14 protein-coding genes are annotated in these 11,716 nt (G+C 58.7%); 2 read left to right on the top strand and 12 right to left on the bottom strand.

Going from position 1 to position 11,716, the window contains the following annotated elements; genetic code table 11:
• Window positions 1-7 precede the first annotated feature (7 nt).
• From iscX to trmJ, 9 genes are all read right to left on the bottom strand, one after another.
• Entirely contained in the window at window positions 8-208 is a 201-nt protein-coding gene (gene iscX, locus QZ766_RS10295) for a Fe-S cluster assembly protein IscX (protein ID WP_297201188.1), read from the bottom strand.
• A gap of 1 nt (window position 209) precedes the next feature.
• Window positions 210-545: an ISC system 2Fe-2S type ferredoxin gene (gene fdx, locus QZ766_RS10290; protein ID WP_297201185.1), complete on the bottom strand. Its 336-nt coding sequence runs from the start codon at window positions 543-545 to the stop codon at window positions 210-212.
• Window position 546: 1 nt separating this feature from the next.
• A complete protein-coding gene (gene hscA, locus QZ766_RS10285) occupies window positions 547-2,397 on the bottom strand; it encodes a Fe-S protein assembly chaperone HscA (protein WP_297201183.1) in 1,851 nt (616 codons plus the stop codon).
• Between the two features lie 21 nt (window positions 2,398-2,418).
• The gene (gene hscB / locus QZ766_RS10280; protein WP_297201180.1) at window positions 2,419-2,934 is read right to left on the bottom strand and encodes a co-chaperone HscB; all 516 of its coding nucleotides are present in this window, start codon (window positions 2,932-2,934) and stop codon (window positions 2,419-2,421) included.
• 62 nt (window positions 2,935-2,996) lie between these two features.
• Window positions 2,997-3,320 (bottom strand): iron-sulfur cluster assembly protein IscA, encoded by a 324-nt coding sequence (gene iscA / locus QZ766_RS10275; RefSeq protein WP_297201178.1) that lies wholly within the window; start codon window positions 3,318-3,320, stop codon window positions 2,997-2,999.
• 19 nt (window positions 3,321-3,339) lie between these two features.
• Entirely contained in the window at window positions 3,340-3,726 is a 387-nt protein-coding gene (iscU, locus tag QZ766_RS10270; protein ID WP_297201174.1) for a Fe-S cluster assembly scaffold IscU, read from the bottom strand.
• 24 nt (window positions 3,727-3,750) lie between these two features.
• Entirely contained in the window at window positions 3,751-4,965 is a 1,215-nt protein-coding gene (gene iscS / locus QZ766_RS10265; RefSeq protein WP_297201172.1) for a cysteine desulfurase, read from the bottom strand.
• A gap of 169 nt (window positions 4,966-5,134) precedes the next feature.
• Window positions 5,135-5,626, bottom strand: coding sequence for a Fe-S cluster assembly transcriptional regulator IscR (gene iscR / locus QZ766_RS10260; protein ID WP_297201169.1), 492 nt, complete (start codon window positions 5,624-5,626; stop codon window positions 5,135-5,137).
• Between the two features lie 218 nt (window positions 5,627-5,844).
• Window positions 5,845-6,579, bottom strand: coding sequence for a tRNA (cytosine(32)/uridine(32)-2'-O)-methyltransferase TrmJ (trmJ, locus tag QZ766_RS10255; RefSeq protein ID WP_297201167.1), 735 nt, complete (start codon window positions 6,577-6,579; stop codon window positions 5,845-5,847).
• 119 nt (window positions 6,580-6,698) lie between these two features.
• On the opposite strand from trmJ, the gene suhB reads away from it, so the two are divergent.
• Entirely contained in the window at window positions 6,699-7,505 is an 807-nt protein-coding gene (gene suhB, locus QZ766_RS10250) for an inositol-1-monophosphatase (protein WP_297201164.1), read from the top strand.
• 31 nt (window positions 7,506-7,536) lie between these two features.
• Here suhB and QZ766_RS10245 read toward each other — a convergent pair whose 3' ends face one another.
• Together QZ766_RS10245 and QZ766_RS10240 are read right to left on the bottom strand one after the other, a co-directional pair.
• Window positions 7,537-8,511, bottom strand: a complete 975-nt coding sequence (locus QZ766_RS10245) for a nickel/cobalt transporter (protein ID WP_297201161.1) — start codon at window positions 8,509-8,511, stop codon at window positions 7,537-7,539.
• Window positions 8,502-9,140, bottom strand: coding sequence for a DUF1007 family protein (locus QZ766_RS10240; RefSeq protein WP_297201158.1), 639 nt, complete (start codon window positions 9,138-9,140; stop codon window positions 8,502-8,504). The genes QZ766_RS10245 and QZ766_RS10240 overlap by 10 nt, the downstream gene beginning before the upstream one ends.
• A gap of 122 nt (window positions 9,141-9,262) precedes the next feature.
• Between QZ766_RS10240 and csiE the strand changes: the two genes are divergently transcribed.
• Window positions 9,263-10,546, top strand: a complete 1,284-nt coding sequence (csiE, locus tag QZ766_RS10235) for a stationary phase inducible protein CsiE (RefSeq protein ID WP_297201155.1) — start codon at window positions 9,263-9,265, stop codon at window positions 10,544-10,546.
• On the opposite strand, the gene QZ766_RS10230 is transcribed toward csiE, so the two are convergent.
• On the bottom strand, window positions 10,522-11,676 hold the full coding sequence (locus QZ766_RS10230) for a 3-phenylpropionate MFS transporter (RefSeq protein ID WP_297201494.1): 1,155 nt from the start codon (window positions 11,674-11,676) through the stop codon (window positions 10,522-10,524). The two genes, csiE and QZ766_RS10230, sit on opposite strands and share 25 nt — an antisense overlap.
• Between the last annotated feature and the right edge of the window lie 40 nt (window positions 11,677-11,716).

Genomic DNA, 11,716 nt, shown 5'->3' with positions numbered 1-11,716 from the left:
TGCTCTGTTATGCGTATTCGTCCAGCCAGACTAGCAGAATCGCTTCGAGAATTTTTTCATTGGATGCGTTCGGATCATCCTCAAAATCCTCCAGCTCGCAGATCCACTGGTGCAGATCGGTAAAGCGAACCGTTTTCGGGTCGGTATCCGGATACGCATCGTACAGCGCCTCGCCGATGTCGCGGCTGTCGGTCCATTTCAGTGCCATATTAATGCTCGCGTGCGTGGTTGATGGTGTAGCGCGGCATTTCGACCACCAGATCTTCATCGGTGACCCGCGCCTGGCAGCTCAGACGGCTTTCGGGCTCCAGGCCCCAGGCTTTGTCCAGCATGTCATCTTCAAGCTCGCTGCTTTCCGGCAGAGAATCAAAACCTTCGCGCACCACGCAGTGGCAGGTGGTGCAGGCGCACGACATTTCGCAGGCGTGTTCGATTTCGATACCGTTGCGCAGGGCAACGTCGAGAATAGTTTCACCGCTTTTCGCTTCCAGAACTGCGCCATTAGGACAGAGATCCTGATGAGGCAGAAAAACAATCTTAGGCATATTAAACCTCGTCGACGGACTGGCCTTTCAGCGCCTTGCGTACGGACTGATCCATACGGCGTGCGGCAAAGTCCTGGGTTTGTGTGTCGATATTTTTAATGGCTTCTTTTATGGCGTCGGCATCTTCGCCTGCCGCCGCAGTCTGCAGGGCAGCAGCCGCAGCGTCAATCTGCTCACGTTCTTCGGGGTGTAAAAGATGGGCGTCGGCCGCCAGAGCGCCGGTCAGGCTCTCCAGCACGCGGGCCGCTTCCACTTTTTGCTCGGCCAGCATGCGCGCCTGCACATCGCGATCGGCATAGCTCATGGAGTCCTGAATCATGGTCGCGATTTCAGTGTCGGTCAGCCCGTAAGAAGGCTTCACCTGAATAGAGGACTCCACGCCGGTGGATTTTTCCATGGCGGTAACGCTGAGCAGGCCGTCAGCGTCCACCTGGAAGGTGACGCGGATATGCGCACCGCCGGCGGGCAGCGCCGGAATGCCGCGCAGCGCAAAACGCGCCAGCGAGCGGCAGTCCTGAACCAGCTCGCGCTCGCCCTGCATCACGTGGATGGACATCGCGGTCTGGCCGTCTTTAAAGGTGGTGAACTCCTGAGCGCGGGCCACCGGAATGGTGGTATTGCGCGGGATAACCTTCTCCACCAGCCCGCCCATGGTTTCAAGACCGAGGGAGAGCGGCAGCACGTCCAGCAGCAGCATTTCGCTGTCCGGCTTGTTGCCCACCAGGATATCGGCCTGGATCGCGGCGCCGATAGCGACCACTTTATCAGGGTCGATAGCGGTAAGCGGCGCACGGCCAAAGAACTCGCCGACCCGCTCGCGCACCAGCGGCACGCGGGTTGAACCACCGACCATCACCACTTCAAGCACGTCGCTCGCCTCGACCCCGGCATCTTTCAACGCCCGACGGCAGGACAGCAGAGTACGTTTCACCAGCGCGGCGATCAGATCGTCAAACTGCGCGCGGGTAATTTCGCCCTGCCAGCCGGCAACTGAAACGGTGACGCTGTCGGCGTCGCTAAGCGCAATTTTGGCCGCGGTAGCGGCATCAAGCAGCTCGCGCTGCACGCGGTTGTCGCTGCGATCGGCTATGCCGGCCTGTTCGCGGATAAAATCCGCCAGCAGATGATCGAAGTCGTCGCCGCCCAGCGCCGAGTCGCCGCCGGTGGCCAGTACTTCGAACACGCCGCGGCTCAGGCGCAGAATAGAAATGTCAAAAGTGCCGCCGCCGAGATCGTAGACGGCGATGACGCCCTCCTGACCGGAGTCGAGGCCGTAGGCAATCGCCGCCGCGGTAGGCTCGTTGAGCAGGCGCAGCACGTGCAGCCCCGCCAGCCGGGCAGCATCTTTGGTGCCCTGACGCTGGGCATCATCAAAGTAGGCTGGAACGGTGATTACCACCCCGTCCAGCTCGCCCGCAAGGGCCTCGCTGGCGCGGGCGGACAGCGTTTTCAGAATGTCGGCGGAAATACGCACGGGGTTGAGCAGACCGCCGGCGGTCGCCAGCATCGGCAGGCCGTTTTCACTCGCCTGCAGCTGATACGGCAGATGCGGGTAACGGGTCTGCACGTCCGTAAGAGAGCGCCCGAGGAGGCGTTTTATCGAACTGACGGTATTCACCGGGTCCTGCGCGGCGTTGGCGCGCGCGTCGTAGCCGACGTCGTAGCCGTCCTCGCGATAGTGGACGACGGAGGGCAGCAGATGCCGTCCCCGGGCGTCCGCCAGCGTTTCGGCCTGGCCGCTGCGCACGGTGGCGACCAGCGAGTTGGTGGTGCCAAGATCGATACCTGCCGCCAGCCTGCGCTGGTGCGGCGCGGCGCTAAGGCCGGGCTCACTAATTTGTAATAAGGCCATGTTGGTTAAGCTTCCAGAAAGTCAAAAGTCGAGCAGCTTTTCTTCGAGTTGTTCTGCTGCAGCGCGCAGTTTATCCAGAAAACGCAGCTTGCGCACGGTATCTGCCGCCGCGTCCCACGCTTCATTGTCGAGTTCGCTTACCATCTGCTGCAGACGAACGTCGTACATTTTTTTCACCCGCAGCATAAAGCCGTCGAGCCGCTCGCTCTGTTTTGCTTTTTCGATCTCGTCCAGCTCTTCGCGCAGCTCCAGCTGCTCCATCAGAAACGCCGTGTCGCGCACCGTGTGCTGCTCGCTCGCAAGATCAAAACCGTGCAGGGAGAGAATATACTCCGCGCGACTGAGCGGATGGCGCAGGGTTTGCCAGGCCTGATTGATTGTCGCCGACTGCTGAACAGCTGCCAGCTGTTGCGCCGCGGGGCGGCTGGCGAATTTATCCGGATGGAACTGGCGCTGGAGATCCTGAAAGCGGCTGGTCAGTTGGGGAAGTTCGAGATGAAAAGAGACCGGCAGTTCGAAGAGAGTGAAGTAATTCATAGCTATCTCTGAAAAAGCAAACCCCACGGCGGCAGGCCGCAGTGGGGCTATCTTAGGCGTGATTAAACGTTGAAGCTCTCGCCGCAGCCGCACTCGTCTTTAACATTGGGATTGGTAAACTTAAATCCTTCGTTGAGACCTTCTTTGACGAAGTCCAGCTGGGTGCCATCAAGAAATTGCAGGCTCTTACCGTCAATAACAACCTTAACGCCTTTATCTTCAAACACCGTATCTTCCGGCGCCGGCTCGTCAACAAACTCCAGCACGTAGGCCATACCTGAACAACCGGAGGTTCTTACCCCCAGACGAAGGCCAAATCCTTTACCGCGGTTGGTCAGGAAGGAGTTAACTCGTGCTGCTGCTGTGTCGCTTAAGGTAATCGACATAAAAAACCTCAACTCTTAATTATTTTGCTTCACGTTTGCTTTTATAGTCCGCAATCGCGGCTTTGATCGCGTCCTCTGCCAGAATTGAGCAGTGAATCTTAACCGGCGGCAGCTCGAGCTCTTCGGCAATATCGGTGTTTTTGATAGCCTGCGCTTCGTCGAGCGATTTACCTTTAACCCACTCGGTGATGAGGGAGCTGGAGGCAATGGCGGAGCCGCAGCCGTAAGTTTTGAAACGCGCGTCTTCAATAATACCGCTATCGTTCACTTTAATCTGTAGCTTCATCACATCGCCGCAAGCTGGTGCGCCGACCATGCCGCTGCCGACGGATTCGTCGCTGTTGTCAAAGGAACCCACGTTGCGCGGATTTTCGTAGTGATCGATTACTTTTTCGCTGTAAGCCATGATGAATTCTCCTGTCGGTTCCGATTAGTGATGCGACCATTCGATAGTGTTCAGATCCACGCCCTGCTTAAACATATCCCACAGCGGAGACAGGTCGCGCAGGCGGCCGATGGATTTCTGCACCAGTGCGATGGTGTAGTCGATCTCTTCTTCGGTGGTGAAACGGCCTAAAGAGAAGCGAATTGAACTGTGTGCCAGCTCGTCGTTCATTCCCAGCGCGCGCAGCACGTAGGAAGGTTCAAGGCTTGCGGAAGTACAGGCAGAACCGGAAGAGACGGCCAGGTCTTTCAGGGCCATGATCAGCGACTCGCCTTCAACATAGTTGAAGCTGACGTTAAGGATATTGGGCGCGCCCTGTTCGAGATCGCCGTTAAGGTACACCTCTTCCATATCTTTAATGCCGTTCCAGAGGCGATTGCGCAAGGTGCGCAGGCGGGCCATCTCGGTACCCATCTCCTCTTTGGCGATGCGATATGCTTCGCCCATACCGACAATCTGGTGCACCGGCAGCGTCCCGGAACGCATGCCGCGCTCGTGCCCGCCGCCGTGCATCTGGGCTTCAATACGGATACGCGGCTTGCGGCGCACGTACAGCGCACCGATGCCTTTCGGACCGTAGATTTTGTGCCCGGAGAAGGACATCAGGTCAACTTTTAACTGGCTGAGGTCGATAGGCAGTTTGCCTACGCTCTGGGTTGCGTCAACGTGGTAGATGATACCGCGGGCGCGGCACATTTCGCCGATGGTGGCGATATCCTGCACTACGCCGATTTCGTTGTTGACGTGCATGATGGAAACCAGAATGGTGTCATCGCGCATCGCCGCTTCGAGCTCTTTAAGGTCGATAATACCGTTGCGCTGCGGGGCGAGGTAGGTTACTTCAAACCCTTCACGCTCCAGCTGGCGGCAGGTATCCAGCACCGCTTTATGCTCGGTTTTGCTGGTGATGATGTGCTTGCCTTTCTTCTGATAAAAGTTGGCAGCACCTTTAATCGCCAGGTTATCAGATTCGGTCGCGCCGGACGTAAAGACGATTTCGCGCGGGTCGGCACCGACCAGCTCGGCAATTTGATTACGGGCAATATCTACTGCCTCTTCAGCCTGCCAGCCGAAACGGTGTGAGCGGGAGGCCGGGTTGCCAAAGGTCCCGTCCAGTGTCAGGTACTGCATCATTTTCTCGGCAACACGCGGGTCTACCGGCGTGGTTGCGGAGTAATCGAGGTAAATCGGTAATTTCATTGCTCTTTAACTCCGTACATCACTCAATGCAAGGAACCAGGCAACCGGCTGGATGTACGGCCGTGTCAGCGGGCTGTAAAGGGCCCGGCCTGATTCTTAAATCTTTTTACGCTTAACTCTTCGGGCTGCCCTGGTAGTCCAGCCCGAAGAATATTACGCTTATTTTTTATTAGGCACGCAGCTTGACGTTGATGGCGTCCTGCGCGCGGGTACTGCGCTGTGATTCATGGATGTGCTGGCGATCGGACACGTCCAGAACTTCCTGGTTGTTCACCAGCTCACCGAGGGTGATGTTGTTCAGGAAACCGGTCAGACGGTCGCTCAGGTCGCGCCACAGCGCGTGGGTCAGGCACTTATCGCCACCCTGGCAGCCCGCTTTACCCTGGCAACGGGTTGCGTCAACAGATTCGTCAACAGCGCTGATCACTTCGCCAACCGCGATACTGCCGGCGTCCTTTCCTAGCAGGTAGCCGCCGCCCGGGCCGCGAACGCTGGAAACAAGTCCATTTTTGCGCAGGCGGGAGAACAGCTGCTCCAGATAGGAAAGCGAAATTCCCTGACGTTCAGAAATATCAGCCAACGGTACCGGGCCCGCTTCGGAGTTGAGCGCAACGTCGAGCATTGCGGTCACGGCATAACGCCCTTTAGATGTCAGTCTCATATCTTACTTAGCCTCAAATCGCCCCTGTCCGGGGTTGTTATTAAAATGTAGATATATCGCATAGCAAGGCAAGTCTGACATTCCCGACTAAAATGGTCAACTATTTACTTGACTGTTTTACTCAGGTATTTAGCATTTTGTGTGATTAGCTTTTTCCGAAATGGTATAACCCGACGCCGTCAGCTACCGGCGCGGGCTAGCGCGCCGGAACGAGTCTGCTATTTCTGCTTGTTGGGCTGCTCAATTGAAGCCAGCATGCCGCGCAGAATATTCAGTTCCTGGCTTTCAGGACGCGCGCGGGTAAAAAGGCGGCGCAGCTTATTCATTACCTGACCGGGGTGGCTGGCGCGAATAAAGCCGGTGTTAAGCAGAGTTTGTTCGAGGTGATCGTAAAAGCGTTCGAGATCGTCCACCAGCGGATACGGCGCTTCGTCCTGCGCCGGATGCGCTTCACCGCTCTCCTGGGCCGCCAGCCACGCCATGCGCACTTCATAAGAGATAACCTGCACCGCCATTGCCAGATTCAGCGAGCTGTACTCCGGATTGGCAGCAATCGCAACGTGATAGTGGCACTTCTGCAGTTCTTCATTAGTCAGGCCAACGCGCTCGCGGCCAAACACCAGTGCCACCGGCGCGTGGGCGGCTTCCGCCACGCTTTTAAGCCCGCACTCGCGCGGATCGAGCATCGGCCACGGCAGCGTGCGGGAGCGCGCGCTTGTGCCAACCACCAGACTACAGCCCGCAAGGGCTTCATCGAGGGTATCAACAATGTGGGCACTGCCGATGACGTCGCTGGCGCCTGCGGCAAGCGCAATGGCCTGCGAATCAGGCTCAACGAGAGGATTGACCAGCCACAGGTTGGTTAACCCCATGGTTTTCATAGCGCGGGCCACAGAGCCCATGTTGCCGGTGTGGGACGTTTCTACCAGGACAATACGAATATTTTGCAGCATGATTTTTCATCGAAGACAGATTATTTGGCGATGTTAGCATAAAGCCGGGACAGAATCCGAATTCGCTGCTATGATATGCGCCGTTTTTCCCGTTCTTTAACATCCAGTGAGAGTAACCGATGCAACATCCTATGTTGACCATCGCCGTGCGCGCAGCGCGCAAGGCGGGTAATGTTATTGCCAAGCACTACGAAACCCCAGATAGCGTAGAGACCAGCCAGAAAGGCAGCAATGATTTCGTGACTAACGTCGATAAAGCGGCCGAAGCCATTATTATCGAAACCATTCGCAAATCTTACCCGCAGCACACCATTATCACCGAAGAAAGCGGTGAGCACGCAGGCGAAGATCAGGATGTGCAGTGGGTTATCGATCCGCTGGATGGCACCACCAACTTCGTTAAGCGCCTCCCCCATTTTTCCGTTTCTATCGCCGTACGCATTAAAGGCCGTACAGAAGTCGGCGTGGTTTACGATCCGATGCGCAACGAGCTGTACACCGCCACCCGCGGCCAGGGCGCGCAGCTGAACGGTTATCGCCTGCGCGGCAGCAACGCCCGCGATCTGGATGGCACCATTCTGGCCACCGGCTTCCCGTTCAAAGCTAAGCAGCACGCTACCGCCTATATGAATATTCTCGGCAAGCTGTTCACCGAATGCGCGGACTTCCGCCGCACCGGCTCTGCCGCGCTGGATCTGTGCTACGTGGCCGCCGGCCGCGTTGACGGTTACTTCGAACTGGGCCTCAAGCCGTGGGACTTCGCAGCTGGCGAACTGATCGCCCGCGAAGCCGGCTCGCTGGTGTGCGACTTCACCGGCGGCCACAACTTTATGCAGACCGGCAATATCGTCGCGGGCAACCCGCGCGTGGTTAAAGCGATGCTGGCAAACATGCGTGACGAACTGAGCGAAGCGCTGAAGCGCTAATCGCGCCGCCGCCCGCAGGCCGGGCGGCAATTTAAAACGGCCGCAGCCCTCTTGCGGCCGGTACTGCACTCATCCACATCACTACTGCCGCCGCAATCAGCAACGCGCCCCCCGCCAAACCCAGCGTCGCCCAGCCAATCCGCCGCCACCGCGCAGGTGCTTTATTCTCGCTCAGTTTTTCAGCCAGCCGGCGAAAACTATGGACCAGCAGCGCCAGCGACGAAATAGTGATTGACGTTCCCGCCGCCATCGCCAGCGCCGACGCAATACCCCAGCCAAAAACGCCGACAACCTTACTAAACAGCAGCACCATAATGGCGCCCGAACAGGGCCGCATGCCCATTGAAATCACGATCATCATGCGATCGCGCAGGCCACCGCCCAGCTGACCGGGCTCGGGGAGATGACTGTGGCCGCAGCCGCAATGAGCATGGTGCTGGTGGTGCGGCGTAAAAGCACGATAGGAGGGCCTGGCCAACAGCGCGCGCAGCTTTTTCATCGCCCGCCAGCACAGCATTGCGCCCAACAGGCCGACCAGCGCGTAACTGCCCTTCTCCAGCCAAAAGCTGCTCAAATGCAGCTGGCGCGCCGGAAGCCCCAGCAGCGTCAGCACGATAAATACCAGCGCGATCGCTACCAGCCCCTGCAGCAGGGATGACGCCAGCGTCAGGCCGATGGCCTCTCTCAGTTTTGAAGGATGAGTGGCAAGCCATGTCGTGATAACCACCTTGCCGTGCCCCGGCCCTAGCGCGTGCAGCACGCCGTACACAAAGCTGAAGGCCAGCAGCGTACCGCCCGCGCGGGCAGGATTTGCCGCCACCGCCTGCAGCAGCGCGCTCATCTGCTGATTAACCTCCCGCTGCCAGACAATGCTTTTCAGCATCACCTCCGGCCAGGCGTGAAACAGCCATGCCCCGCCGCCGAGCATTAGCAGCAAAAACAGCACCAGCGGCCAGAGATCCCGCCAGCGGCGGGAAACGGTAGTGGGAGAGGCGATTACTGACATGTTAAATTCACCTGCTGCGCAAATTGTTTACCCAAATCCATATCCTCCGGGGGTGCGTCGGCCTTATCGAGAGACAGCGCGTAGGCAGTAAGGTTTTCATTCGGCTTCGGGGTGACGACTTTCAGCGTACAGCCGGCGGGAAAGCCGGGGCCCAGCGTAACATCAGCATCACGGTCATAGTGCATATCGACAAAATAGGTGGGATCGAAGGTGGCGAAGGCGTAGCTCGCGGCGGCAAGCGGCTGCGGGACGGCCAGCGGCAGAGTAAACGTCAGCACCGCCTTGTGTCCCTCTCTGGCAAGCGCGTACGCCGACGGGCGGTTTTCGAATTTCACCTTTTTTCCGCCGCGCCAGATCTCGGTAAAGTAGTGCTGCCCGAGCACATTTGCCATCACCTCCGCCGCCAGCTTTTTCCAGATTTCATCCCCGGGCTTCGCATTTCCGGCATCGTACAGCAGGTCCGCAGACGTTATTTCATCCATCGTCCAGCGCATGTTGACCGCCGTCAGGCTGCCGCCGCTGGCCACAAGCTCGCTGCGCATGGCTATAAAGCTGTGGGGATGCGCGCTCGCCTGGCCCGATAACAGCGCGAAAAGTGCCAGCGCCGGAATGTATTTCGCTTTCGTCATCAAATCCTCAGTGAAAAATTCTGTGACTGACTCCCGCAATCCTTGCCTAAACACGCCGGGCTCGCCTGTCGGACCTCGCAGCCTTAGCTACGCTTATCAAAAAAACCACTGGAATATGACAGATGATGACCGTGACCGAAAAGCCATCTGCGCTTTCCAGTCCCCAGCGCCGCTGCCAGATCCTGTTGATGCTCTATCTGCCCGACCGCGCCGTCACGGCGGGCAGCATTTGCCGGATCAATAATGTGAATGATGCGACCGCTGACGCGGATCTTGCCGAAACGCTGGACGAGCTGCGCCGCACCCACCGGCTGGAAATCGTGACCCGCGATGATGGCCGCCTGCATCTCGAAGGCACCGCACTCGATCAGCGCCTGTGCCTGCTTCACTGGCTGCGGCGCAGCCTGCGCGTTTGCCCGGAGTTTATTGTTACGCATTTTGCGCCATCGTTAAAAATGCGCCTTAAAGAGGCCGGCATTTCGCGCATTCTGTACGATGACACTAATCTCCGTGCGCTGGTTAACCGCTGCAGCCGCAACCTCAACCGCCGCTTTGATGCCCGGGATTGCGATTTTTTACGCCTCTACCTGCAATATTGCCTGCTTCAGCAGCATCCGCAGAATGCACCAGTGTTCAGCGACGCCCAGCGGCGCCGGGCGCGGAACAGCGCGGAGTATCAGGTGGCGGCGGAAATAGCCCGCCACTGGCAGCGCAGAACCCTGCAGGACGCCCATCCGGACGAGCACCTGTTTCTTGCCCTGCTGTTCATGATGCTGAAAGTACCGGATCCGCAGCGCGATAGCCATACCCAGGAGGTGCGCCTGTATCGCGCCATCAACCAGCTTATTGACCGCTTTCAGCAGCTCTCCGGCCAGCCTTTTAACAACCGCGCCCGGCTGCGCGACAGACTCTATATTCATATTGCCCAAGCGACTAACCGCGCCCTGTACGGCATCGGGATTGATGCCGGCCTGCCGGAAGGGGCCCAGCGTCTTTATCCCCGGCTGATGCGCACCACTCAGGCAGCGATGGCGCCGTTTGAAGCCTATTACGGGCTGCGCTTCTCCGCTGAAGAGCTTGGACTGGTCGCCATTATTTTTGGCGCGTGGCTGATGCAGGAGAGCGACCTGCAGGAGAAAGAGATCCTGCTGCTGACCGGGGATAACAGCGCCCTGGAACAGGAACTTGAACAGCAGCTGCGGGAGCTGACGCTGCTGCCGCTCAACATCCGGCAGCAGACGCTGGCGACGTTTGAGCGGGAGGGAGCACCCAAAGGCGTTGCGCTGGTGGTGACGCCCTATGCCGTTGCCCTGCCGCTGTTTTCACCGCCGCTGATTCACGCGGCGGAACCGCTCAGCGTCCGGCAGCGGCAGCACATTTGTCAGATGCTGGAGACGCGCACCTGAGCGTTTACTTTCGGGCGTACCAGAGCGGCTGGCAGGGCCACCAGCGCCATAACCCAGAACACGCCCTGGTGCAGGTGCTGATACAGGAAGCCGGCAAACACGGTCATAATGGCGATGCTGCCGCCCATTGCCACGGCGGAATAGACCGCCTGAAGGCGGATAACCTCGCTGACCTGGCGCGCGGCGATATAGCGCATGGCCGCCAGGTGGCACACGGTGAATGTACCACAGTGTAAAATCTGCACGACAATCAGCCACGGCAGCGCGGTAGTCCAGCCCATCATTCCCCAGCGCACCACGCCGCACAGGCAGGAGATCAGCAGCAGATCCCGCGCGCTGAAGCGGCTAAAGGCTTTTTTACTCACCGCAAAGATAATCACTTCTGCCACCACGCCAAGCGACCACAGATACCCGACCGCGGAGGCCGAGTACCCCGCGCCCTGCCAGTAAATGGCGCTAAAACCATAGTAGGCGGCGTGCGCCCCCTGCAGCAGGCACACGCAGGCGAGAAAACGCCCGTTTTGCGCCACCAGCGCCCGCCAGGCCGGCCAGCCTGTCGCCGCCTGATGGCGGGATTCCCCCTGGGGCAGCACCGTCGGCCTGATCAGCATCCCCAGTAGCATGGAGGCTACCGAGAGGCTAAGCAGCGTCAGGATCGCCCGGTAGTCAAACAGGCTCACCAGCTTGCCCACCAGCGCCGAACCGATCACAAACGCCACCGAGCCCCACAGCCGCACCCGGCCGTAGTCCATGGTTATCTGCTTTTGCCAGGTGTTCGCCAGCGCGTCGGTAAGCGGCACCAGCGGTGAGAAAAACAGGTTAAAGCCGATCATTACCGCCATCAGCGCGGCAAAGCGGGTATCGAACCAAAAGGCGAGCACGCACAGCAGAGACAGTAACGCCAGCAGGCGCAACACGCCAATAAGCCGCGAGGGATCGGTCACCCGGGGAGCAATGGTGAGGCTGCCGAGAAAGCGCGCCACCAGCCCGGTGCCGAGCAGAATACCAATCGCTTCCGGCGACAGGCCGACGCCTTTAAGCCACACGCTCCAGAAGGGCAGAAAAATGCCGTAGCTGAAAAAATAGGTGAAGTAGCCGAGCGCCAGCCAGCGCGTCGAGTGCAGTGCCATAGGTCCCTCCAGAATAGAGGGGACAGTCTGGCGATAAACC

The sequence above is a fragment of the uncultured Pluralibacter sp. genome (assembly GCF_913775985.1).
Taxonomy (GTDB): domain Bacteria; phylum Pseudomonadota; class Gammaproteobacteria; order Enterobacterales; family Enterobacteriaceae; genus Pluralibacter.
This window is presented reverse-complemented; position numbering and strand designations above follow the sequence as displayed.

Coding starts and splice junctions, on each gene's coding strand:
- iscX (WP_297201188.1), bottom strand. CDS start 208: ATGGCACTGAAATGGACCGACAGCCGCGACATCGGCGAGGCGCTGTAC.
- fdx (WP_297201185.1), bottom strand. CDS start 545: ATGCCTAAGATTGTTTTTCTGCCTCATCAGGATCTCTGTCCTAATGGC.
- hscA (WP_297201183.1), bottom strand. CDS start 2,397: ATGGCCTTATTACAAATTAGTGAGCCCGGCCTTAGCGCCGCGCCGCAC.
- hscB (WP_297201180.1), bottom strand. CDS start 2,934: ATGAATTACTTCACTCTCTTCGAACTGCCGGTCTCTTTTCATCTCGAA.
- iscA (WP_297201178.1), bottom strand. CDS start 3,320: ATGTCGATTACCTTAAGCGACACAGCAGCAGCACGAGTTAACTCCTTC.
- iscU (WP_297201174.1), bottom strand. CDS start 3,726: ATGGCTTACAGCGAAAAAGTAATCGATCACTACGAAAATCCGCGCAAC.
- iscS (WP_297201172.1), bottom strand. CDS start 4,965: ATGAAATTACCGATTTACCTCGATTACTCCGCAACCACGCCGGTAGAC.
- iscR (WP_297201169.1), bottom strand. CDS start 5,626: ATGAGACTGACATCTAAAGGGCGTTATGCCGTGACCGCAATGCTCGAC.
- trmJ (WP_297201167.1), bottom strand. CDS start 6,579: ATGCTGCAAAATATTCGTATTGTCCTGGTAGAAACGTCCCACACCGGC.
- suhB (WP_297201164.1), top strand. CDS start 6,699: ATGCAACATCCTATGTTGACCATCGCCGTGCGCGCAGCGCGCAAGGCG.
- QZ766_RS10245 (WP_297201161.1), bottom strand. CDS start 8,511: ATGTCAGTAATCGCCTCTCCCACTACCGTTTCCCGCCGCTGGCGGGAT.
- QZ766_RS10240 (WP_297201158.1), bottom strand. CDS start 9,140: ATGACGAAAGCGAAATACATTCCGGCGCTGGCACTTTTCGCGCTGTTA.
- csiE (WP_297201155.1), top strand. CDS start 9,263: ATGATGACCGTGACCGAAAAGCCATCTGCGCTTTCCAGTCCCCAGCGC.
- QZ766_RS10230 (WP_297201494.1), bottom strand. CDS start 11,676: ATGGCACTGCACTCGACGCGCTGGCTGGCGCTCGGCTACTTCACCTAT.